The organism is Bradyrhizobium lablabi (genome assembly GCF_018131005.1).
Lineage (GTDB): Bacteria > Pseudomonadota > Alphaproteobacteria > Rhizobiales > Xanthobacteraceae > Bradyrhizobium > Bradyrhizobium lablabi_D.
The window spans coordinates 248,674-271,738 of record NZ_JAFCJK010000007.1 but is presented as its reverse complement, the minus strand read 5'-3'; the positions used below and the strand labels follow the sequence as shown (position 1 = coordinate 271,738).

22 protein-coding genes are annotated in these 23,065 nt (G+C 63.3%); 10 read left to right on the top strand and 12 right to left on the bottom strand.

The window, feature by feature from the left end:
* The first annotated feature begins 72 nt into the window (after positions 1–72).
* Positions 73–636 carry a hypothetical protein gene (locus JQ553_RS22800; RefSeq protein WP_249144517.1) on the top strand — a complete coding sequence of 188 codons (564 nt, stop codon included), beginning with the start codon at positions 73–75 and terminating at the stop codon, positions 634–636.
* 1 nt (position 637) lies between these two features.
* Here the strand turns inward: JQ553_RS22800 and JQ553_RS22795 are convergent, their stop codons facing one another.
* From JQ553_RS22795 to JQ553_RS22785, 3 genes are all read right to left on the bottom strand, one after another.
* The gene (locus JQ553_RS22795) at positions 638–2,500 is read right to left on the bottom strand and encodes an ABC-F family ATP-binding cassette domain-containing protein (protein WP_212502251.1); all 1,863 of its coding nucleotides are present in this window, start codon (positions 2,498–2,500) and stop codon (positions 638–640) included.
* A gap of 96 nt (positions 2,501–2,596) precedes the next feature.
* Positions 2,597–2,773 (bottom strand): hypothetical protein, encoded by a 177-nt coding sequence (locus tag JQ553_RS22790; RefSeq protein WP_212502250.1) that lies wholly within the window; start codon positions 2,771–2,773, stop codon positions 2,597–2,599.
* A gap of 205 nt (positions 2,774–2,978) precedes the next feature.
* Positions 2,979–3,242 carry a sulfur globule protein precursor gene (locus JQ553_RS22785; protein WP_212502249.1) on the bottom strand — a complete coding sequence of 88 codons (264 nt, stop codon included), beginning with the start codon at positions 3,240–3,242 and terminating at the stop codon, positions 2,979–2,981.
* Positions 3,243–3,582: 340 nt separating this feature from the next.
* Between JQ553_RS22785 and ndk the strand changes: the two genes are divergently transcribed.
* From ndk to JQ553_RS22755, 6 genes are all read left to right on the top strand, one after another.
* Positions 3,583–4,005: a nucleoside-diphosphate kinase gene (gene ndk, locus JQ553_RS22780; RefSeq protein WP_212502248.1), complete on the top strand. Its 423-nt coding sequence runs from the start codon at positions 3,583–3,585 to the stop codon at positions 4,003–4,005.
* Between the two features lie 65 nt (positions 4,006–4,070).
* Positions 4,071–4,910 carry a TerC family protein gene (locus JQ553_RS22775; RefSeq protein ID WP_212502247.1) on the top strand — a complete coding sequence of 280 codons (840 nt, stop codon included), beginning with the start codon at positions 4,071–4,073 and terminating at the stop codon, positions 4,908–4,910.
* 346 nt (positions 4,911–5,256) lie between these two features.
* Positions 5,257–7,992, top strand: coding sequence for an adenylate/guanylate cyclase domain-containing protein (locus JQ553_RS22770; RefSeq protein ID WP_212502246.1), 2,736 nt, complete (start codon positions 5,257–5,259; stop codon positions 7,990–7,992).
* Positions 7,993–8,043: 51 nt separating this feature from the next.
* The gene (locus JQ553_RS22765) at positions 8,044–9,063 is read left to right on the top strand and encodes a catalase (RefSeq protein WP_212502245.1); all 1,020 of its coding nucleotides are present in this window, start codon (positions 8,044–8,046) and stop codon (positions 9,061–9,063) included.
* Positions 9,064–9,067: 4 nt separating this feature from the next.
* A complete protein-coding gene (locus JQ553_RS22760) occupies positions 9,068–9,784 on the top strand; it encodes a hypothetical protein (RefSeq protein ID WP_212502244.1) in 717 nt (238 codons plus the stop codon).
* Positions 9,781–11,175, top strand: coding sequence for a hypothetical protein (locus JQ553_RS22755; RefSeq protein ID WP_212502243.1), 1,395 nt, complete (start codon positions 9,781–9,783; stop codon positions 11,173–11,175). Before JQ553_RS22760 ends, JQ553_RS22755 begins: the two co-directional genes overlap by 4 nt.
* A gap of 143 nt (positions 11,176–11,318) precedes the next feature.
* Here JQ553_RS22755 and ppx read toward each other — a convergent pair whose 3' ends face one another.
* From ppx to JQ553_RS22735, 4 genes are all read right to left on the bottom strand, one after another.
* Positions 11,319–12,821 carry an exopolyphosphatase gene (gene ppx / locus JQ553_RS22750; protein WP_212502242.1) on the bottom strand — a complete coding sequence of 501 codons (1,503 nt, stop codon included), beginning with the start codon at positions 12,819–12,821 and terminating at the stop codon, positions 11,319–11,321.
* Between the two features lie 12 nt (positions 12,822–12,833).
* Entirely contained in the window at positions 12,834–15,035 is a 2,202-nt protein-coding gene (locus tag JQ553_RS22745; protein WP_212502241.1) for an RNA degradosome polyphosphate kinase, read from the bottom strand.
* Positions 15,036–15,147: 112 nt separating this feature from the next.
* Positions 15,148–15,843, bottom strand: a complete 696-nt coding sequence (locus JQ553_RS22740; protein WP_212502240.1) for a DnaA/Hda family protein — start codon at positions 15,841–15,843, stop codon at positions 15,148–15,150.
* A gap of 18 nt (positions 15,844–15,861) precedes the next feature.
* Positions 15,862–16,404, bottom strand: a complete 543-nt coding sequence (locus JQ553_RS22735; protein WP_212502239.1) for a CDP-alcohol phosphatidyltransferase family protein — start codon at positions 16,402–16,404, stop codon at positions 15,862–15,864.
* 161 nt (positions 16,405–16,565) lie between these two features.
* Here JQ553_RS22735 and purM point away from each other — a divergent pair, with 161 nt between their 5' ends.
* Positions 16,566–17,639, top strand: coding sequence for a phosphoribosylformylglycinamidine cyclo-ligase (gene purM / locus JQ553_RS22730; protein WP_212502238.1), 1,074 nt, complete (start codon positions 16,566–16,568; stop codon positions 17,637–17,639).
* Positions 17,636–18,289: a phosphoribosylglycinamide formyltransferase gene (gene purN, locus JQ553_RS22725; protein ID WP_212502237.1), complete on the top strand. Its 654-nt coding sequence runs from the start codon at positions 17,636–17,638 to the stop codon at positions 18,287–18,289. The genes purM and purN overlap by 4 nt, the downstream gene beginning before the upstream one ends.
* A 93-nt stretch (positions 18,290–18,382) precedes the next feature.
* Here purN and JQ553_RS22720 read toward each other — a convergent pair whose 3' ends face one another.
* From JQ553_RS22720 to JQ553_RS22710, 3 genes are all read right to left on the bottom strand, one after another.
* Positions 18,383–18,586: a cold-shock protein gene (locus JQ553_RS22720; protein WP_212502236.1), complete on the bottom strand. Its 204-nt coding sequence runs from the start codon at positions 18,584–18,586 to the stop codon at positions 18,383–18,385.
* A gap of 300 nt (positions 18,587–18,886) precedes the next feature.
* A complete protein-coding gene (gene rnd / locus JQ553_RS22715; RefSeq protein WP_212502235.1) occupies positions 18,887–20,035 on the bottom strand; it encodes a ribonuclease D in 1,149 nt (382 codons plus the stop codon).
* 628 nt (positions 20,036–20,663) lie between these two features.
* The gene (locus tag JQ553_RS22710; protein WP_212502234.1) at positions 20,664–21,140 is read right to left on the bottom strand and encodes a helix-turn-helix domain-containing protein; all 477 of its coding nucleotides are present in this window, start codon (positions 21,138–21,140) and stop codon (positions 20,664–20,666) included.
* A gap of 109 nt (positions 21,141–21,249) precedes the next feature.
* Here JQ553_RS22710 and JQ553_RS22705 point away from each other — a divergent pair, with 109 nt between their 5' ends.
* Positions 21,250–22,023 (top strand): glucose 1-dehydrogenase, encoded by a 774-nt coding sequence (locus JQ553_RS22705; protein WP_212502233.1) that lies wholly within the window; start codon positions 21,250–21,252, stop codon positions 22,021–22,023.
* A 143-nt stretch (positions 22,024–22,166) separates the two neighbouring features.
* Here the strand turns inward: JQ553_RS22705 and JQ553_RS22700 are convergent, their stop codons facing one another.
* Positions 22,167–22,463 carry a nuclear transport factor 2 family protein gene (locus JQ553_RS22700; protein WP_212502232.1) on the bottom strand — a complete coding sequence of 99 codons (297 nt, stop codon included), beginning with the start codon at positions 22,461–22,463 and terminating at the stop codon, positions 22,167–22,169.
* Positions 22,464–22,537: 74 nt separating this feature from the next.
* Positions 22,538–23,029 carry a hypothetical protein gene (locus JQ553_RS22695; protein WP_212502231.1) on the bottom strand — a complete coding sequence of 164 codons (492 nt, stop codon included), beginning with the start codon at positions 23,027–23,029 and terminating at the stop codon, positions 22,538–22,540.
* Positions 23,030–23,065 lie beyond the last annotated feature (36 nt).

Below are 23,065 nucleotides of genomic sequence, written 5' to 3'. Positions count from 1 at the left end.
TTCTTGCGGCAAGTCACGGTCATGCCGCAAAGTGGTGTTGGGACAAGCGTTTAGGGGTAGAGCCGGGGAGCCTTGTCGATCGTGCGAGACGGAACATTCAATCCGAAGCCGCTGCTGGCCCTGCTTGTGCTTGCGCCGAGCATTGCCGCCTGTTCGGGCGCGTCGGATCTGATGTCGCGCGACGCGAACTGGTTCTCGCGGTCCGGCCGTCTGTTCATCCGCAACGTCTCGATCGAGACGCCGCCGTTGACGCCGGATAAACCGATCACCAATGACGATCTCGTCAGTGCCGACGGTGGCTGTCCGGGGATGGCGCCACCGCAGGGCGCAGCCGATGCCAACGCGTTCGCCAACGGCGCGGCCGGCGCACCTCCGCCACCGGCGACCGGCGGCACGGTCGCGCTGGGCCATACCGAATGCGACGTCGTGCGGGGCATCGGCGCCCCCGACAGTGTGAACCTCTCCAACGGTCCGCGTGGTGAACGCGTCGCCGTCGTCACCTATTCACGCGGGCCTCGCGCTGGCGTCTACACCTTCACCGCCGGGCGGCTGACGTCAGTCGAGCGTGGTGCGGATCCCGCGCCGGAGCCGAAGCCTGCAAAGCCGAAGAAGAAGCAGGCGGCCTCACAGGGCTAGTTCAGTTCGCCGCCTCGTCATATCCGGCGCTGGCTTCCAGCCACTCCTCCTCGGCGCGCCGCAGCGCGCTTTCAGCTCCGGCACGCGCCTTGGTGAGTTGCGTGGCCTGCTTCGGATCGCGCGTGAAAATGTCGGGTAGCGCAAGTGCGGTGTCGATCTTGGCGATGATGCCGGTGATGCGCTCGATCTCGGCTTCGGCCTGAGCGATCCGCTGCTTCGGCGGCATGCGCTTCTCGGTTCTGCCGTGTTCGGGCCGTGCCGCTTCCCTGGAGCGTTCGCGGGGGGCGGGCCGGCCGTCATTTGCCGACAGAATCATCCGCCTGTAGTCGTCGAGGTCGCCGTCGTAGGCCGTCACGGCCTGGTTGGCGACGACCCACAGCCGCTCGGCGCACGCTTCGATCAGATAGCGGTCGTGCGAGACCATGATGACGGCACCCGGGAAATCGTTGATGGCCTCCGCGAGCGCCGCGCGGCTGTCGATGTCGAGATGGTTGGTCGGCTCGTCCAGGATGATCATGTTGGGTCCGAAGAAGGTCGCGAGCCCGAGCAGGAGGCGCGCCTTTTCCCCGCCGGACAGGCTCTTCACAAGCGTGTCCCCGGCCTTGCCGGAGAAGCCGATCGCGCCGACCCGGCCGCGCACCTTGCTCTCGGGCGAGTCCGGCATCAGCTTGCGGACGTGATCATAGGGCGATGCGTCGAGATTGAGTTCATCGACCTGATGTTGGGCGAAGTAGCCGACCGACAATTTGTCCGCGCGGGTGATCGCTCCTGAAAACGGTGGCAACTTCCCCGCAAGCAGCTTGACCAGCGTCGACTTGCCGTTGCCATTGGCGCCGAGCAGCGCGATCCGATCGTCGGTGTCGATGCGCAGCGTCACGCGATTGAGCACCGGCTTGCTCGCATCGTAGCCGACCGAGACGCCGTCGACCGCGATGATCGGCGGCGACAGCGTTTTCTCGGGTGTCGGGAACGATATCTCGCGGACGTCCTGGGTCACCAGCGCCGTGACCGGCTTCATTCGCTCCAGCATCTTCACGCGCGATTGCGCTTGCCGCGCCTTCGAGGCCTTGGCCTTGAAGCGGTCGACAAAGGCCTGCAGGCGCTTGCGTTCGTCGGCCTGGCGCTTGGCGTGTTTGGCATCGAGCAACTCGCGTGCGGCACGCTGCTCCTCGAACGAGGAATATGTGCCCTTGTAGAGCGTCAGCTGGCCGCGATCGAGATGCAGGATCTGATCGACCGAAGTATCGAGCAGGTCGCGGTCGTGGCTGATGACGATCACCGTGCGCGGATAGTTGGCGAGATGATCCTCGAGCCACAGCGTGCCTTCAAGATCGAGGTAGTTGGTCGGCTCGTCCAGCAGCAGCAGGTCCGGCGCGGAGAACAGCGTAGCCGCGAGCGCCACGCGCATCCGCCAGCCGCCGGAAAATTCCGCGCAGGGCCGTGCCTGGTCGGCGGTCGAGAATCCGAGGCCGCTCAGGATCGCCGCGGCGCGCGCTGGCGCGGAATGGGCGTCGATGTCGACCAGCCGGGTCTGTATTTCTGCGATCCGGTGCGGATCCTGCGCGGTCTCGGCCTCGCGCAGCAGCGCCTCGCGTTCGAGATCGGCCTTCAGCACCATGTTGATCAGGCTCTCGGGCCCGTCGGGAGCCTCTTGCGCGAGACTGCCGATTCGCCAGCGTGGCGGGACCGTGATGCTGCCGCTCTCGGTCGGGACATCGCCACGGATAGCATGGAACAGCGTCGACTTGCCGACGCCGTTGCGGCCGACAAATCCGACGCGCGCGCCGGGTACGATCTGCACGGAACTGTGGTCAATCAGCAGCCGTCCGGCGATCCGGACGGAGATATCGGTGATGGAGAGCATGCAGCGTTGTCACCGGGCCCGCTGCCAAACGCAACCCGTCGATCGGTAAAAATCTGCCTGGCTTTCCAAAAAACGCGTCCTCGACCGCCTATCGGCCTATTTGGCGTAGCCGTTCTCACGCCGCCGCAGTTCTTCCATGAGTTGCTGCAAGGGAGAGGACAACTCCCGCTCGGGGCGCAGGCTCTGCTGCAGCCGTTCGCCAACGGCATCGCAGATGGTGCGGCAGGTCTTGTGATCGATCTGATCGAGATCGCTGTTGATATGGGTCGTCATGGCACATCTTTCGGCGAGTTCCACCTCGCATTGCTCGAATAAATCCGTGCCAGATCAAGTCGCAAACCCGAATTTGGTTTCCGATCGCGAGACCGAAACGCTCGCTCTGAGGTAGCGAATCTCGAGTCCACGATCGGTTCCGGCGGATGCGAAAAAAGCCCCGGCGCGATGGCCGGGGCGGTGCAGTCAGGGGAGGGTCGCCGGCTCAGTAGCAGCGGTTGATCAGGCGCCAGCGCGGACCCCAGGGGGTCGGGACCAGACGCCGCACGTAGCAGCCGCCATAGCCGTATCCGTAGCCTCCATAGTACGCCGGGCCGCCGACGACGACGCGCGGGCCGCGCCAGCCGCCATGCCATCCACCGTGCCAACCGTTATGCCAGGCGCCCCAGGCTGAGGCGGAAGTCGGGGCAAGCGCGGCCGCGCCCAGCGAAATCGCGGCAAGTGCAGCAAGCGAGAGTTTGCGGAACATGATTGTCTCCTCAAGTTTTGGGCGCCCGTGACTGGGCCGGCGGTGGCATCTTTTTCGAGACGTCCGCGGCCCAGATCCGCAGGCCGTCCGATCGAGCGTCACCGTACGCTCCGGGAGCTGAACGCCAGCGGGACGGCGATGACAGAATGGGTTCACATTGGTGAAATTGTCGTAATCGGAGCTGGAAGGGGCCGGGACGGTATGCCGTTGCGGACCTCGACTTTGGTTGCGAAATCGCGCCAAAACTTAAGGCGAGCGCGTCACCGGGTCGCTTGCCGTCCTACCATCGCGCCGATATAAGCCCCGGCAACTCCCAACCAGCCCCTGCAAGGACGAAATCATGGCGATTGAACGCACTTTCTCGATCATCAAGCCCGACGCGACCGAGCGCAATCTGACGGGCGCGGTCAACGCGGTGATCGAGAAGTCCGGGCTGCGGATCGTGGCGCAGAGGCGCATTCGCATGACCCGCGGTCAGGCCGAGACCTTCTACGCCGTTCACAAGGCGCGCCCGTTCTTCGGCGAGCTGGTCGACTTCATGACCTCGGGTCCGGTCGTGGTCCAGGTGCTGGAAGGCGAGGGCGCCATCCTCAAATATCGCGACGTGATGGGCGCGACCGATCCCTCGAAAGCTGCCGAAGGCACCATCCGCAAGCTCTATGCGAAGTCGATCGGCGAGAACTCGGTCCACGGCTCGGACGCGCCGGAGACCGCGGTGGTCGAAATCGCGCAGTTCTTCTCCGGAAACGAAATCGTCGGTTAATTGACCAAGGAGAGCGGCGGGCGACCCGTCGCAAGGGGCGGCCGCGAGGCTGAAAAGGACGCGCTGTGGATTGGCTGTGGCAGATCTTTGATCCCGCGAACATCGGCGCGTTCTTTACCCAATTCAAGGCGGAGATGGCGACGCCAGCCTTCTGGGTCGCCGTCGGCAAGATCATTTGGATCAACGTCCTGCTGTCGGGCGACAACGCGCTGGTGATTGCGCTGGCCTGCCGCGGGCTTGCGCCGCGCCAGCGGCTGTGGGGCATGATCTTCGGCGCCGCGGCTGCGGTGCTGCTGCGCGTCATCTTCACCGGCATCGTCGCGAGCCTGATGGAGCTGCCCTACCTGAAGCTTGTCGGCGGCCTCGCGCTGATCGTGATCGCAGCCAAGCTGCTGGTGCCGGAGCAGGATGACGAGGACAGCGTGGATGCGGCCGCGCATCTGTGGGCGGCGGTGCAGATCGTCGTCGTCGCCGACATCGTGATGAGCCTCGACAACGTGATCGCAGTAGCGGCCGCCGCCAATGGCAGCGTGCCGCTCCTCGTGCTCGGACTTGCGATCAGCGTCCCACTGATCGTTGCGGGCGCGGCCCTGATCATGGCGCTGCTCAACAAGCTGCCGATCCTGGTCTGGGCCGGTGCCGCGCTGCTCGGCTGGATCGCGGGCGACGTCATCGCGACCGATCCGGCTGTGCATCCGAGGCTCGAGGCGCTGTTTGCCGGATCGTTCGGCGCCAAGCTTGATTCGTGGCTGGCCTTGGTCGGCATCGGGCCGCATTTCGCCAATGGTGGCAGCGGCAGCGAAATCCTGCTCGCGGCGCTCGGCATCATCGTGGTGCTGATCGCGGGATCGATCTGGCGCCGCCGTTCGCTGCGGAAGGCCAAGCACGCGGCCGAAGCCGCCTGATTTCCTGCGGCCGGCGCCCGACGCGGTTCAGAAATAGAATTCAAGCGCGGCAACGCACCTTCCGGGTCAGGCTACTCGCGCCGATCCAGCTTTGCAGCGGAGATTCAGAACTGGCCGGGCCGCTCGGACTGGAAGCGGCGGCCTCAACTGCACGTTGTCGGGACATTGCGGAAAGATACGATCCAGCGTAGAATTTTTCCATTCGATGGCGGCCGTAATGCCTTGAGATCGCGGCCGTGTGAGTTCCACGGCGAGCGGGCCAGTTGCCTTTCGAACTCGATTCTTCGACTTGGCGTATGTCGGGAGCCCCGAATTTGAGCACGGGGAAGGAGCGGTGCGAACTCTCTTGGCTGATTATCCGTCCATGACCGCATCGTCGGCGCCATCGGCGGGCAGCCGGGAAAGCACTATTCTCACAACCGATATTGTGGGCAGCACGGCGCTGCTCCGCCGCCATCCCAACGACATGATGGCTGCCATGGATCTGCACGACCAGATCCTTCACACGGCCATCCGCCGCCATTTCGGCAACCCCTTCAGAAGCACCGGCGATGGCGTGCTGGCGATTTTCGAACGGCCGGTTGACGCCGTAATGGCTGCGATCGAGGCGCAGCGCGAGATGCGGCGCATTGCCTGGGGGCCCACCGGACGGCTTCAGATACGATTTGGCATCCACACGGGGCCGACGCGCCCGCGGGGGGACCACGACTTCTTCGGCCCCGCCTTGCCGACGGCAACGCGGCTGCAGGACGCCGCCAATGCCGATCAAATTCTGCTCTCGGACGTCACGGTTCAGCGCGTGGCGACGGACCTCCGGAGCGCACAATTCCGATTGTCCGACCTTGGCGAGCACCATTTCAAGGGCATCGACCCGATCCGCGTCCACCAGGTCAGCGCGCCGGACCTGCCGAATACGTTTCCCCCGATCGGAGGAAAGCGGGAAACGGCCAGAGGCAATCTGCCGGCAAATCTCAGCTCGTTTCTCGGCCGCGAGCGGGAGCTGGACGAACTTGCCCAAATGGCGCTGGAGTCGAGATTGCTGACCCTCGTTGGTCCCGGTGGAATCGGCAAAACGCGGCTGGCGATCGAATTTGCCCGATCTCTGGAAGACACTTTCTCCGATGGCGCGTGGATCGTTGATCTCTCGGCACTAGAACGCGACAGCGAGGTTTGGCCGTCGATCGCCGAGGCCTTGCTGATTCTGCCGGTGCCCGGCGCCGAGCCACGACTCCAGGTGCTGGAACGTCTGCACCGCGCCCGGGCGATCCTGCTGATGGACAACTGCGAGCACGTGCTCGATCCCGTTGCGGATGCGGTCACCGAACTCGGTTTGACCTGCGGCGACCTCTTTCTGATCAATACCAGCCGGCGCACGATTGGTGTCGAGGGGGAGGCCGTCTACGAGGTCTCGTCGCTGGATTCCAGTTCGCATGAGGACTCGGCTGCCGTTCGTCTGTTCGTGGAACGGGCGCGACTGATCAATCGAAGATTTCAACCAACATCGGACGAACTCGCCGTCATCGAGAGAATTTGCACCAATCTCGATTGCATACCGCTTGCGATCGAGATTGCGGCCGCTCAGCTGCGCAGGCATACGCTGGGGAGCATTGAAAGCGGGGTGACAAAACCGCTTGATCTTCAGTCCAGCGTGTTTCGGCGCCGGACCGGCCGCCATCAAACGCTTCGGCAGGCGCTGGAATGGTCATACGACCTTCTCGATCCGAACAGCCGCCGGGTTCTGCAGCGGCTATCGGTATTCTCCGGCTCCTTTCGCGAAGAACAGGCTCTCGCTGTCTGCGCCGGGGACATAGCCGACGAATCCGAAGTGCTCAGCGGGATCGACCAACTGGTCGAAACCTCGCTCCTGTCCCGGGACTTCGGCGGCCGTCACCTGCTGAGGATGCTGCAAACGGTCCAGGCCTTCGCACGCGAAATGCTCGACCAGACCAGCTTGCTGCAGATCGTCGAAGCCCGACATAGCGAAGTCTATGCGGCTCGATGCCAGCAGCTCGGCCAGCAGCTGGCTGGCGTCAACGAAGCCAAGGCGGCGAACGCGATTTACGACGAGCTGTCCAATCTCCGCACGGCCTTCGAGCGCGCCATTACGCGGGATTTGAAACTGGCGGCCGACCTGGCAGCTCCTCTGTTCCTGTTCAACTACTCACATCGAGGAGCGGAGACGGGCAATTGGTACGAGCGGATCATGGCAAGGCCGGGCGCTCAAGAACTCGAACAGGCCCCTATTTTCCTTGCCGGGGCCGCCGGCCACGCCTTCCACGACGAAGGCGATCAACAGAAGGCCGCGGCCTTCATAGAACGGGGGCTTCGGGCTGAGGCCGCCGGCTCCCGGACGAGCCAGGGCTGGCTTCCCCATGTCGCCGGCCAAATGGCGCAATGGTCCGGGGACCTGGCTGCGTGCATCGAACATCACGCGACGGCGGTGAAGCAGGCGCGAAGCGCGGGAAACATTCCGTGCGAGGTGATGTCCCTTTGCATGGCCGCCTTCGTCAAGGCGCGGATGGGAGATCTGGATGGCGCCAGGGAATTGGTCGAAGAAGCCGCCCAGACGGGGCAGAAGACCATGCAGCCCACATTAATGGGGTACATTCATTATGCACGCGGCGGAGTAGCCCAGGATCCGAACCGGGCGATCGACGAATACCAGACATCAGTCGAGTGGGCGAGGATGGCAGGCAACCATCTGGGGGCCCGTCGGGTCAAACTGCTGATCGCCGATCTGCAGGCTGCGCAGGCGACGCCGGCCGAAGCACTGGCCATTCATTTGCGCACGCTCATCGATCTTCCGAGCCACGGTGCAGCTTTCTACAACTGGCTCACGATCCGTTCCCTCATTTTACCGCTGGCCCAGCTCGAGGCCCTTGAGCAACTCGCGGTGCTGGCCGGGGCGCTCAGGGTTTCGCCGCTGAAGCTCGATAAAGCGGCTCGGAACGCTGTCGAGAAAGCAAAGGGCAGGTTGGGTGAAAGTAATTTCGAGTTGGCTGCCGCCCGCGGGTCCCGGTTCGACCTCGCGGAGGCACGCAGATACATCATCGACACTCTACAAGGCATGGGCACCAACTGAGCGAGACGGGCACGGTCCCAAGATCGCGGTCCGTCCGGAATGGAGAAGGACATGGACGATTCATCCGTGGCCGAGAGGCTCGTCGACGCCGTCGAATCCCTTTCAACAGATCATAAGCGGGGAACCAGGCCGATTCACACGATCGGCGTGGGCGTGGACGGCTATTTCCAGCCGTCGGAAGCGGCGCGCAGCTATTGCAAAGCGGAGCACTTCCAAAGACCGTGCGTCCGCGCGTCGGTGAGATTCTCGAACGGATCGGGGAGTCCGGTGCAGCATGATGGCTGGTCCGATGTCCGGGGAATGGCGACGCGCTTCCACCTGTCGGACGGGTCGGCAACCGACCTGATCGCGATGACGCTACCCGAATTCTTCGTGCCGACCGTCGACCAGTTTTTCGAGTTCGCGCGGACCGCAAAGCCAAAACCGGTTCGACGGGAATCTCCGTGGCAGAAGATTCTCGATATGCTGCAACTCAAGATTCCTCGCCGCAACCCGCCCCCGGGGCAGAAGGAGAGCCCGGATGCGGGCGCGAAGAGTTTCGCCGATCGGCACCGCTTTGCCCAGCTAGCTGTCGTTCAGACCGACACCATAGGCGCGCCGGTGAGTTACGCCCGCGCCGCCTACCATGCCGTCCACACCTTCATTGTGACCGCGCCCGACGGGGTTCGCCGCCCCGTTCGCTTTTCCTGGCAGCCGGTCGCGGGCGTTTGCAACACCAAAGCCACCGCGACGGCTGTCGATAACTACCTGCGGCAGGAACTTGAAGAGCGCCTGGGGCGGTGGCCGGCCCGGTTCATGCTGATGATGACGATCGGCGAAGCGGGCGACGCGCTCGACGATCCCACCCAGCCCTGGCCTGCCAAGCGGGTCCGGGTCGTCATGGGCACACTGACGCTCAAGAACGTCGCCGCCGATCAGGTCGCTGCCGCCGAACGCATCAGTTTCAATCCGTGCCGTCTGGTGCCCGGCATCGAAGTCTCCGAGGATCCGATCCTTCGTGCCCGCCGGAACGTCTATGAAGTCTCGTGTCAAAGGCGTAACGGCATTCCGTGTCCTTTCAATGGGAGTTGAATGGATGCCGAGTGACAAAGATTGGTTTGATCGTTTTGTGATCGGGTTGCCCGAGAGGCGCCTGTTCAAGTTCCTGGCGGCGCGGATCCTGGTGCCTTTTTGGGCGTGGTGGACGCCAGTCAAGCCTCTGCCCGGTGGTCCCCATCCATCGGCCCAGCCTGGGGACAATCTCCAGTGCATGATGAACCTGATCATGCCGCTCAAGGACAAGTCGGCGGTCGGCCGCGCGAAAGCAGCGGGGGCGATCGCGGCAAACAAGGATCAGATCTATGCCGGATTGAACAACGTCGGCACGGTGCACTTCGCGCGCTTCGTAATCGTCGGCGACAACATTTGCATGTTCTCTGTCTACGACGGCGATTTCACCAACTACATTCGTGACTTCATCGCGACGATCGGCAGCGTGTTCAACGCCGTGGTGGAGCTTGTCGAAGGAGGAGAAGACGTGATTCCCTGTGAGCATAATGCCGAGGCGTTCATCGAATGGGTGCACGCGCGCGACCTGTATCAGGTGCCGGACACGGCCACGGGTGTTCTGAGAGACCAGGAAGCCTTGAAAGGCGACAAGGCCGCCTCCGGCGACGACGATCTGGACCTGCTTCCACGGAGGCTGACCCTCCAGCTTCACGCCAACCCGAATGTTTCGCTCGGCAGCGGCTACCGGGCCTATCCCGGATATTCGGCGGCCCAGATCCGCAAGCAACTGGGGATAGGCTGGTGAGCGCCGAGTTCGACGCCGCGGATGTGCAGGGCAACATCTTGCGCGGCTATCGCAAGCTTCGCGTGCGGCACCTCATGCTCGAGATCGCCGACCGCATCGCAGCCCGCCGCTGGCTCGCCGCCTCCACATCGGGACGCGACGAGGGCATTCCGCAGATCACGAGAGGGAGTTGGGGGGACGCCAAGCCGGACTCCTGTTTCAACATTGGCCTGACCTACGAGGGACTGCAGGCCCTCGGCACGCCGGGTTCTTCACTTAAAACGTTTCCGAACGAATTCATCCAGGGCATGAGCGCCCGCGCCTTGAAGCTCGGCGACGTCGGGAAGAGCGCACCGGAAAAATGGCCGTCTCCCTTCGATGACCCCAGGCGGATCCACCTCATCGCGACCATCTACGCCGACGAGGTCGCGCAACTGGACCAGGTTCAGCGTCGCGCGCTCGCCGACGGAAACGCGCTGAGGCTGCTCGGCACACGCGAGGGCTGCTGCTTCCCGGACGACCAGGTTCACTTCGGGTATCGCGACAACATCACGCAACCGAGGTTTGCGGAGGTTCATGACCCGCAACGCTATGACGACGGACAACCCATGGCCCCGCTCGGCACGGTGTTGCTGGGATATTCGACCAATTTCGAGGGTTTGAAGTGGCGCGTTCCTCAGCCCGATGCGCTGGGACTCAACGGTACCTTCAACGCCTTTCGCGTGCTGGAACAGGATGTGGTGGGCTTCGAGGAATATCTCGACCGGACCGCGACGGATTTGCTCGCCAACCCGCAAGTCGATGAGTTGCTGCCGCGCGGCGCTGAAGCAAAGATCGCTTCCTCACGTCGCGCGGCCTTGCGTGAGCTCGTCGCTGCCAATTTGTGCGGCCGGTGGCGCGACGGCACGCCGCTGGCACTGTCCGCGGATGCGCCTGATCCTGGGGTGGACCGGACGAAGTTTGACTACGCGGACGACTCCCGCTGTCCCTATGGAGCCCATATCCGGCGCTGCAACCCGAGGGGCGGACAGATCGTGCAGCGGGTGGCGAACAATAGCCGCCGCCTGGTTCGGCGCGGCATGCCCTACGGACCGGCATATGATCCGGAGAAGCCCGATCGGGCCAAAATCGAACGGGGACTGCTCGGCAACTTCATCGGGGCCAGCCTCGGCGCTCAGTTCGAGGCCATGTCCTGCGACTGGCTGAACCTCGGCCTGCAGGATCCGCGGGTTACCGGGTCCAACGATCCGATCGTCGGGGCCAACGACACTGAGACCAGTTGGTTTGACTTGCCGCTCAAATCCGGCGCCACGATCCGGCTGCGGGGATTACCTCGGTTCGTCCACACAAGGGGCGGCGCCTATACGTTCTTGCCGAGCCTTTCGGCGATCCGCTTTCTAGGGGCGTTATGAACTGAAGTTCAATCCGTTCGTCCTACCTTAAAGCGCGATGAGATCAGGATGAATCATCATCGCGCTTTAGCTTGTTTTTTGCGCATGATCTCCGCGCAAACGCTCCGCGTTTGTCGCGAGGGAAAACCGCTCCGGATCATGCTTTAGCGCCGCACGATCGAGCCGGAACGCCCGACCAGCCGCGCCAGCTGCTTGAATCGGCTGCCGACGCGGTCGGCGACGAGATCGACCATCCGGTGCTCAAACACCAGCATCAGATTGCGACCCTGTGTGCGAAAGTGAGTCGCGGGCAGCACGCCGGTGCGGGCCGCGGTGATCAGGTGGGCGACACGGAAAGCGGCGCCGAGCACACGCGCGCGTTCGTCCAGCGCGGGCGGCACCAGCTCTCGGATCTGCTGCGGTGGTTCGTTCTCCTCGCTGAGGCCGGCGTAGCGATAGAACACTGACAGCGCAACGAAAGCGCGCCCCTGGTGCGTGATCGAGCCGAAATTGCCATTCATGATGAGGCTGAGCGTTTCCTCGCCGCGATGGTCGGGATGCACCCGCCAGCCAATGTCGGACAAGAGACAAGCGACGTGGCGCAACCGGCGGTCCTCCTCGGTCTCCCGCAGCTTCACGACGCGGACCAGTCGGTCGGTCCAAGCGGTCAGCTCCCTCGCGTGGCGGGCGGAGCGTGACAACAGCTCGTTGAGGTCCTGCGCTGCGCAGAGCAGTCCGTCCTTGGCGCGCTCGGCCTGCGGCAGCATTTCGTACAACAGGCCCTCTCGCACGCCGAAGGTCGAGAACACGATGGTCTTCGGCTGCGCGACGCGGATGATGTATTCGAGCACGAGCGCCGCATAGGTCAGCAGCGGCCGCCGCGCGTCGGCGACCGCCTCGATATTGGCGAGCATGTTGGCAGCGGCGAGCCGGCGCAGGCGCTGCGCGAAGTCGAGGGCATCGGCGGCCGGAATCGAATAGCCGTGCATCACCTTGAGCGGATAGCCGCTCTGGATGATGTGGATACGCGCCAGCGCGCGCCATGTGCCGCCAACGGCATAGAAGGAGCGGCCGCGGCCGGCCTTGAGCTGCGTGAGGTCCGACAGCTCGGTCTTGACGATCCGTTCGGCGCGTTTGAGCGATTTGTCCGCAAGATCTTGCAGCGCGAGGGTGCCCAGCGGCAGCGTCACGCCACTGCGTACGCGATTGCCCCTTACGTCGATCAGCTCGAGCGAGCCGCCACCGAGATCGCCAACGATGCCGTTCGGATCGTGAATACCGGAGACGACGCCGAGCGCGGACAGCCTTGCCTCGCTCGGCCCTGACAGAATCTCGATCTTGGCGCCGCAGATGCGTTCGGCCTGGGCAATGAAATCGGGACCGTTCTTGGCATCGCGACAGGCAGCGGTCGCGATCGCGTGGACGCGGCCGACGCGCTGGATCCGGCACAACGCGCGAAAGCGGCGGAGCGCGGTCAGCGCCCTGTTGACAGCGTCGGTCGCGAGCAGGCCAGTGCTCTGCACCTCGCGGCCGAGCCCGCAGAGCGCCTTCTCGTTGAAGATGGTGACAAGGCTACGCGACATCGCCTCGTAGACGACGAGACGAACCGAGTTCGAGCCGATATCGATGACAGCGACGCTGGAAGCGCGCTTCCGCGGCCGCTTCACCGTGGGCCCCCCTTATGATGACGGCTGCTGGCGCTCGGTACGACGGGTGAGCCGGCGCGGCGAAGATTCCTTGAGCGACTTACCACGGCCGGAAAGGCTCGGATTGGTCATGAAGTAGTTGTGCAGGTTGAACGGCTCCTCGCCTTTCGCAGCCTTCATACGCGTTGACGATCCATCCGGCAACAATTGCCAGCTCTGCTCGGTATCCTTCAGGTTCGCGACCATGATCTGTTCGAGAACCTGCTGATGCACCGTCGGATTTTGCAGCGGACAGAGGACTTCAACACGACGGTCGAGGTTCCTCGGCATCATGTCGGCGGACGAGATATACACAGCAGCCTTTGTGCTCGGTAGGCCTTGCCCCATGCCGAAGCAGTAGATTCGGCCGTGTTCCAGGAAGCGTCCGATCACCGACTTGACGCGGATGTTCTCTGACAATCCGGGCAGGCCGGGACGCAGGCAGCAGATGCCGCGCACCACGAGCTCGATCGAGACGCCCGCCTGCGAGGCCTCATATAGCGCGTCGATGATGTCCGGGTCGACGAGAGCGTTCATCTTCATCCAGATCGCGCCGGGCCGGCCATGACGGACATGGGCGATCTCGCCATGGATGTGCTCGATGATGCGCTTGCGCAATGTCAGTGGCGACACCGCCATCTTCTCGATGTCGCTCGGCTCGGCATAACCGGTGATGTAGTTGAACACGCGGGCGACGTCGCGCCCGATGATCGGATCCGACGTAAAGTAGGAGAGGTCGGTGTAGATGCGCGCGGTCACCGGGTGATAGTTGCCGGTGCCGGTGTGCACATAGGTCGTGAGGTTGCCGCCTTCGCGGCGCACGACCATCGAGAGCTTGGCGTGAGTCTTCAGTTCGATGAAGCCATAGACGACCTGAACACCGGCGCGTTCGAGGTCGCGCGCCCAGCGGATATTTGCTTCCTCATCGAAACGCGCCTTCAATTCGATCAGCGCGGTGACCGACTTGCCAGCTTCGGCGGCCTCCGCCAGCGCGCGGACGATCGGCGAGTTGTTCGAAGTGCGATAGAGCGTCTGCTTGATCGCGACCACATCGGGATCGCGCGCCGCCTGTTGCAGGAACTGCACGACGACGTCGAAGGACTCGTAGGGATGATGGACGATGAGGTCTTTCTGCCGGATGGCGGCAAAGATGTCGCCACCGTGATCGCGGACGCGCTCGGGATGGCGCGGCACATAGGGCAGAAATTCGAGATCGGGACGATCGAGCCGGGTGAGTTGCGACAGCTCGTTCATGGCGAGCACGCCGTCGACCAGGAACACCTCGTCGTCGGCGGCGGATAGGGCGTGCTGCACGAAGCTGCGCAGCTCTTCCGGCATCTTGGCTTCCAGTTCGAGCCGGATCACCGATCCGCGGCGGCGGCGCTTCAGCGCGGTCTCGAACAGGCGGACCAGGTCCTCAGCCTCTTCCTCGATTTCGAGTTCGGAGTCGCGGATGATCCGAAACGCGCCCTGGCCTTTGACGGTGTAGCCCGGGAACAAGCGGCCGATGAACAGGCCGGTCGCCTGTTCTAGCGTGATCAGGCGCACCGGCCCGCCGTCTTTCGCAGGGAAGCGGATGAAGCGGTCGATCTTGCCGGGCATGCGGATCAGCGCATTCATCGGCTTGCCGTCAGACACCCGCGCCAATTGCAACGCGACGGTGAAGCCGAGGTTCGGGATGAACGGGAAGGGGTGTGCCGGATCAATCGCCAGCGGCGTCAGCAATGGGAAAATATTGTGGAGGAAGTGGTCCTCGATCCAGTTCCGCTCGGCCTTGGTGACGTCCCGCCCATCGACAAGCTGGATGCCGACCTCTGACAGCATGGTGCGCAGGTCGCTCCAGATCGCTTGCTGGTCGGAGGCGAGCTGCGACACCATCTTGTTGATCATGATGAGTTGTTCGACCGGCAACAGCCCATCGGGGCTCCGCTCCGGAATGCCTTCGCGGACCTGCGCCTTGATACCGGCGACGCGGACCATAAAGAACTCGTCAAGGTTATTGGCGGAGATCGACAGGAACCGAACGCGCTCCAGCGCAGGATGGCCGGGATTGACGGATTCCTCGAGCACCCGGCGATTGAAATGGAGCCAGGAAAGCTCGCGATTGATGAACCGCTCGGGACTGGTCGCAATCGCCGGCAGGTCCGAAGCATCCGCTTCTTTCTCTTTGGTTTCAATGGTTTGCGTGGAGTCCATCAAGTTTTGATCCAATCGGAGCGTACGGTATCGGGCATTTTGCGAGGGCGCACAAACCATGTGATATCGGAATGACGTTTCGATGACATTGATGGTCCCGCAATCCGCGCCGTCAAGCCGCAGGGTCGGATGAGGCATCACGCAAAAGCTCCGCCGCAAGCGCCCTCGTGACCGGTCGGCCGAGCCGTAGCGCCTCCATATCAAGCAATTCCACCGCCTGCCGGACCGCAGCATAGGAGCGCTCGATCCGGTTGGTCAGGTAGGTCACCACGGATTCGTCCACGGTCATTTGGCGGTCGGCGCAGAATTTGAGAATCAGGCCGCGAAAAACCATGTCGTCGGGCGGCAACAGCGTCACCGTCGGTACCGCGCGCAACCGCGAGCGCAGGTCGCGCAATTCGATGTCGAAGGCAGATGGCGGGATGCGCGCCGTCATCAACACAAAGGCTTCGTCCTGGCGCGCGAGGTTCATCAGATGGAACATCGCGCGCTCGTCGAATCCCGACGGTCTCAGGTCCTCAACCACCAGCGCGCCGGTCGCAAGCGTGCCGGGCACGGCCTCAAGTGTCAGGACGTGCGCCGAGGTCGAGCGCGCGCCGGATTGCTCGGCCCAGATCACGCCGAGATGGCTCTTGCCCGATCCCTCCGGTCCGATCAGCAACATGATCCGGTTCGGCCAGTCGGGCCAGCGATCGATCAGCGACAGCGCGGCCTCGTTGGCCGGTCCTTCGAGGAAGTCGTCGCGGGTCAATCTCTCCTCGTGCGACAGCGCTAACGTCAGCTGACGAGGTTGAACGATCCCTGCCACGCAAGTCTCCGATTGGGTTCATCGAACTTCGAGTGTGCTCATGTGTCGCAACCACTCGACGAGATAGAGGGAGACGGAAACCAAAGTAAAGACCGTCACCAAGCCCATCAGGATCAGGTCATACGGACGCGGCTCGAAGCCGAAGCCGAGCGAGGCGAGGACCAGCGCCGCAAACGCGACCTGCGCCACCGTATTGAGCTTCGATACCATCAGAGGCTTCATTTCGACGGGCTTGTCGAACAGCCAGGACACAATTACGGCGGAAACGATCATGATGTCGCGCGACACCACCAGGATGACGAGCCAGCGCGGCATCGCCCCCCAGATCCCGAGCGCCACATAGATCGAGACCAGGAGCGCCTTGTCGGCCAGGGGATCGAGCAGGGCGCCAAGCTCGCTCGTCATGTTGAAACGCTTGGCAAGGAAGCCGTCGACCGCATCGCTGACGCCAGCGACCACGAAGATCGCGAAGGCGATCTCCATCTGACTGGACACAATCGCCCAGATGATGATCGGCACCAGGATGATGCGGCCTAGGGTGATGATGTTCGGAATGCTCAACTCGGTCGCTTCCCGGCTACCGGCCTGATTTTACTCATGATCCGGCTCGTTTCAGCGTCTGGCCGGGTGTTATCTACATAGTATAGCGAAGCGCGGCCCGCGAGCCATTGCGCGAGGCGGGAATTCCTCGTAACCAGCGGTTCGATCAACTGGAATTGGCCATGACCGAGTGCAAAAACGGGCTCACCTACGCGGATTCGGGGGTCGACATCGACGCCGGGAATCGACTGGTTGACATCATTAGGCCGATGGTGCGGGCCACCGCGCGCCCCGGCGCCGATGCCGAGATCGGCGGCTTCGGCGGGTTGTTCGACCTCAAGGCCGCGGGCTTCAAGGATCCGGTTCTGGTGGCGGCGACCGACGGTGTCGGCACTAAACTCAAGATCGCGATCGAGACCGGCATTCATGGCGGCATCGGCATCGATCTCGTGGCGATGTCGGTCAACGACATCGTCGTGCAGGGCGCGGAACCGCTGTTCTTCCTCGACTACTTCGCGTGCGGCAAGCTCGATCCCGAGGCCACCGCCGCGATCGTCGCCGGCATCGCCGAAGGCTGCCGCGAATCCGGCTGCGCGCTGATCGGCGGCGAGACTGCGGAGATGCCGGGCCTCTACAAGGAAGGCGACTACGACCTCGGCGGCTTTGCGGTCGGCGCCGCCGAGCGCGGCACGCTGTTGCCGAGCGCCGATATCGCGCCGGGCGATGCCGTGATCGGTCTCGCTTCCTCGGGCGTGCACTCCAACGGTTACTCGCTGGTGCGCAAGATCGTCGAGCGTTCGGGTTTTGCTTTCAGTGCGCCGGCGCCGTTCTCGCCGGTCATGACGCTCGGCGCGGCATTGCTGACGCCAACGCGGCTCTATGTGAAGTCCTGCCTGAATGCGATCCGCGAGACAGGCGCGGTCAAGGGGTTCGCCCACATCACGGGCGGCGGCTTCACCGACAACATTCCGCGCGTGCTGCCGAGGCATCTCGGCGTCGGCATCGATCTCGCGCGGCTGCCGGTGTTGCCGGTGTTCAAGTGGCTGGCGGAGCAGGGCGGCATCGCTGAACTCGAACTGCTGCGCACCTTCAACTGCGGCATCGGCATGATCGCGATCGTGAAGCCGGACGCCGTCGACCAGGTGACCGAGGTCTTCACCGCAAGCGGAGAGACCGTGGCGACGCTCGGCGAGGTGATCGAGGCCAAGACCGGCCATCGCGTGGTCTATAACGGCCATCTCGACCTCTCGCGATGAAGCGCCGGGTCGCCATTCTGATCTCCGGCCGCGGCTCCAACATGGCCGCGCTGATCGAGGCCGCAAGGACGCCGGATTTCTCGGCCGAGATCGTCGTCGTGATCTCCAACCGCGCCGACGCCGGCGGGCTTGAGAGGGCGGCCGCAAGCGGCATCCCGACCGTCGTCATCGAGAGCAAGCCGTTCGGAAAGGATCGCGCGGGCTTCGAGGCGGTGTTGCAGCAGGCGCTCGACGACAACGACGTCGAACTGATCTGCCTCGGCGGCTTCATGCGACTGTTCACGGCGGAATTCGTGCAGCGCTGGTACGGTCGGATGCTCAACATCCATCCCTCGCTGCTGCCTTCCTTCCCCGGGCTCGATCCGCACGGCCAGGCGCTGCGGGCTGGTGTGAAGCTGTCCGGCGCGACGGTGCATTTCGTGATCCCGGAAACCGATGCCGGCCCGATCGTGATGCAGGGCGCGGTCACCGTGGCCGATGACGACACGCCGGAGACGCTGGCCGCGCGTGTCATCAAGATCGAGCACCGCATCTATCCGGAAGCGCTGCGGCTGTTGGCGAGCGGCCGGCTCAAGCTCGAAGGGAATCGCTGCAGGACGCTGGGAAGCGATGCTTCCGACAGCACTCTGGTCGCGCCGACCACGGCATAGGATGCCAGCAGGCGCGGCTCGCAACAAAAAATCCCCCCGGGGTGATGCAGCCGGGGGAGGTATCAAGTTGGCCTGCGCTGACAGCGCCGGCCTTCAATGAACCTTGAGATTTTCCGCCGACGCCTTGCCGCGGTTCTCCACCAACTCGTACTCGATGGTTTGGTTCTCGTTGAGTGTGGTGAGCCCAGCACGCTCGACGGCCGAGATGTGAACGAAGACGTCCTTCTCTCCGACGGCCGGCTTGATGAACCCGTAACCCTTGGTCGGGTTGAACCACTTGACGGTACCCTTCGGCATCGCCTCTCTCCCAGTTTAGATACAAAAAAGACGCGGCCGCGGTTTCCGCGTGCCACGCCACAAACGGGCTTCGGGTAGTTTGGTCGATGTCCGAGCCGTCAAGGTCGAAGTCTTGGTTTTCAACGTCGCGAAACGCACAGTCAAACGGCCGCAATCCGATTGTGCACCGATTGCACCACGAAAGTCGCGCGTTAGCAAGCTTTTGGCCGGCTTCCGCAATCCGGTGCAGCATGGCAACAGCCTGTGGCAGACCGACAACAACGTGGCGCGGCTCGGCCATTGGCCGAGAGGAGCGGCAGCTTAGCTGCGATCGACCCGCACCACGCGGCCCTTGTCGATCGCGAGCGCGAGCTCGCCGCGCTTCAGCTTGAGCGCCGCCTCGCCGAACAATTCGCGCCGCCAGCCGTGCAGGGCGCCGACATCGGCGTGATCATCGGCCGCGATCTGCTCGAGATCGTCGACGGTTGCGATCACCTTGCTTGCGACCGCGTGACGCTCCGACGTCATCCGCAGCAGGACCTTCAACAGCTCGACGATCGCGGCACCGTTGGAATTGTTGCGCGGCTTTTCGAGCTTCGGCAGTGTCGCTTGATCGCGCGCGAGCCCGCGCTGCACGGCGGCGACGATGTCGGTGCCCCATTTGGAGCGGTCGAAGCCCTTCGGCAGCGAACGGAGATTGGCGAGTTTCTCCAGCGAAGTCGGCGCATGGGTCGCGATATCGCCGACCGTGTCGTCCTTCAGCACGCGTGAGCGCGGCACGTCGCGGCTTTGAGCTTCCTGCTCGCGCCAGGCCGCGACCTCGATCAGCACGGCAAGCTCCCGCGGTTTGCGCACGCGGGTCTTGAGCCGCTCCCAGGCGCGCTCGGGATGGAAATCGTAGGTCTTCGGCGAGGTCAGGACCTCCATCTCTTCGCTGACCCAGTCGCTGCGGGCGCGCTTCTTCAGGTCTGCGTCGAGTGCGATGAAGACGTCGCGCAGATGGGTAACGTCGGAGACGGCGTAGTGGAGTTGTTCTTCGCTCAGCGGCCGGCGCGACCAGTCGGTGAAGCGGTGGGTCTTGTCCGGCCGATGGCCGGTGACGCGGTCGACCAGCTGGTCGTAGGCGATACTGTCGCCATAGCCGAGCACCATGGCGGCGACCTGTGTGTCGAAGATCGGGTGCGGAATGGTGTTGGAGAGGTGCCAGACGATCTCGATGTCCTGCCGTGCGGCGTGGAACACTTTCAGCACGGCTTCATCAGACATCAATTCGAAGAACGGCTTCAGGTCGATGCCATCCGCCAGCGCATCGATCACGACGGCTTCGTCCGCGCTTGCCATCTGAATGACGCAGAGCAACGGGTAATAGGTCGTCTCCCGCAGGAACTCGGTATCAACAGTGATGACCTTGTGCTGAGCGAGGCGGGAACAGGCTGCCGCAAGTTCGGAGGTGGTGGTAATCAGGTCCATGAACAGTCCATAGCGCTTAAGAACACGCGTTCGGCCGAAAGGGCTGCTATGTCAAGGGTCTTGCTGCGAATTTGGCGTTGCACACGGCCCAGAATTGAGTTTTTTGCGCGCCTGCGCGGTCTCGCGGCGCAGATGCGCCCGAGGTTTGCGTCACTTTCCACCCCCATGAAGAAATGAGGGCGCAGGGAAAGCCGGGTGCCGATCGCACCCATGGGTCCCGTGCAACAAAAAGCACGGGGGTAGGACCACAGGTGTAACCGGAAACAACCCGGCTTTCCCTGCGCGATGGTTTACGGCTTATACGTGATCTCCTCGGCGAGACCGGGCTTTGTTGCCACCGTCGTCGGCAAGAGGCGCTGGCCTCCCGCGGACTTAACACCAGCCACTGGGGCGTCAGGACCACACGATTTCGCCGTCCGCATCGCATGCGCTCGTCAGTCACACGCGCGGCGTCCACCGCATCTCAACCCAACACCCGTGACGATCGCGAAGCGCCCCTCGATCGGGTGAGACGGGCGGATTAAACGACTGATTTGGGTGAAACGCGAAGCGGAATGTTTTGCGCGTGAGGTCTTGCCCTGTCGGGCAAATCAGTGATCGTCATTCGATGACGATGGGCAAGGCGCAGTTACGCTGACGCGCGCCGCGTGCGTTTCGCTGTCGGCCGGAACTTCAACGCAGTATCCACCGCGCTCAACATCCGCCCATCCTGCGAGTAGAGCGCGAGCTTCTTCACCGGCTTGCCCTTTTCGCGGTCGACCAGGGTGGTCGCAATCTCGTCCGGGTCCTCGTCGAACTCTTCGCTCCACTGCCGGAGCGCGACGAGGATCGGGAAGATGCCGTGGCCCTTCGGCGTCGGCACGTATTCCTGGTAGGCGCTGCCATCGGAGGCGGGGACCATCTTCAGGATGCCGCGCTCGACGAGGGAGCGGAGCCGGGTGGCAAGGATGTTTTTCGCCAGCCCAAGACTGGCCTGGAATTCACCGAAGCGGCGCCGGCCGATCAGCGCATCACGGATGATCAGGAGCGACCACCAGTCGCCGAAAACATCGAGCGCGCGCGCGATCGGGCATTCATTGCCCGCAAGGCTGGTTCGTTTCACCACAATATTCTCCCGAACAGGCACGCGATCACGATCTTGTGTAGTTGCAATATTAAACCAGATACCATAATCAGGCAACATAGTTTAATAATGCAACCGAATGGAGGTGGGCATGAGATTGGCAAACAAGACGGCGTTGATCACCGGCGGCAACAGCGGCATCGGGCTGGCGACCGCGAAACTGTTCGTGGCCGAGGGCGCCAAGGTCGTCATCACCGGACGCAACAAGGAGACGCTCGCAGCTGCGGCGAAGGAACTCGGACCGAATGCGTTCGCCGTGGTGGCCGATGCCACCGACGTTGCGGCGCTTGAAGCTGCGGTGAAGCAGGGCGCAGAGAAGTTCGGCAAGTACGACATCGTGTTCGCCAATGCCGGTATTCCCGGTCACACGCCGGTCGGCGGCACCACGCTCGCGGCATTTGAGTCCGTGATCCGGACCAATCTGACCGGCGTGTTCTTCACCGTGCAGGCGGTTGCGCCGTATCTCAACGATGGCGCCTCCATCATCCTCAACGGTTCGGTGATCTCGGTGCTCGGCAATCCAGGTTACTCGGCCTACGCGGCGAGCAAGGCCGGCGTGCGCGCGATGGCGCGAGTGATGGCATCAGAACTGTCGCCGCGGGGGATCCGCGTCAATGTGGTGGCGCCGGGCGCGGCTCGCACGCCGATCTGGGGCGCTGCGACCGCCACGCCCGAAGCCGAGAAGGCGTTCGAAGCACGCATCGCGAAGACCACGCCGCTCGGGCGGATGGGCGAGCCGGATCACATCTCGAAAACGGTATTGTTTCTGGCCTCAGATGATGCGGCGCATGTGCAGGGGCAGGAACTGTTCGTCGATGGCGGCGCGACAGCCTCACCTGCGGGTGCACCGATCTATCGCGGTTGAGCACGTCAAGGTTGAGCGACTGGCCTCGTTATGCGTGCCGATCCCGGCGAGAGTGATGTACCTCGCCGTCCTGTGAATGTGCGCTGGGCCTCTCGATTCGCAACCCCTGCTCGGAGAGGTCTCGACCCAATGCTGCGCCGCGCTCAGAGCTTGGTCGCCGCCCGTGACAGGAGCTTCCAGTCGTTGCCCTGCTTCTGCCAGTTCATCAGGATGTGCAGGTTCTGCGGGGTTTTCTTGCCGTCGGTAAATTCCTGCTCGCCGACAAAGTTGAAGCGCACGATGGCCGCCGGGCCTACGACGCGGATCGTGGGGTCCTTGTATTCGAGCGAGGTCCATTTGTAATTTGCGGTGGCAATGCCGTTGAGGAGAGACGCCTTGGTGTCAATCTTGGCGTTAGAGTGGCTGTAGCTGAGCTCTTCCGCACTGATCGAGGCGATCACCTCTGTGTTTTCATGCTTTCGAACTGATCCCGCGTCCCGATCCGGTGCTTGCTTTCAAACGCGAAAACGATGCGTCACCGTTTCGAGAACTCGTCACTGTTGGGACGCACGAAGCCGATGATTTGAGCTGTCTCTGGCGCGGCAGCCGAGTCCGCTTCGGTCGCATCCTGAAGCGGCGCCACGAATTGCTGTTCCATGGCACGCCGGCCAGTCGGATCCCGTTGTTCGCGCGGCTGCATGTCCGTGATCTCGATCGCCACAATCGAATTGGAAGGCTCACCCTTCAAATTCCGATCGGCAAGAGATTGAAGGACGAGGCAGGGGTGATCCGGGCAGGTTTCGGCGACGAGAGCAAGCCGATTGAGTGACCACTGCAATCGCGCCCAGTGCTTGACGATCGATGGCCAGTCGCCGCCATCCTTGAACGTTCCGTTCAAGATGCCGTTCGACAGGGGGTCGTGCGGCGCAAAGACGCCCACACTTTTGGCGATGTCGACGATATGCGGTCCATTGGGAAGGGTCACGACGAGCCCGATTGTCTCATCTGTTATCTTGGCGAGTTTCATTAACGTCCTGCCTTTTCGCGACGAGGCCATTCGTCC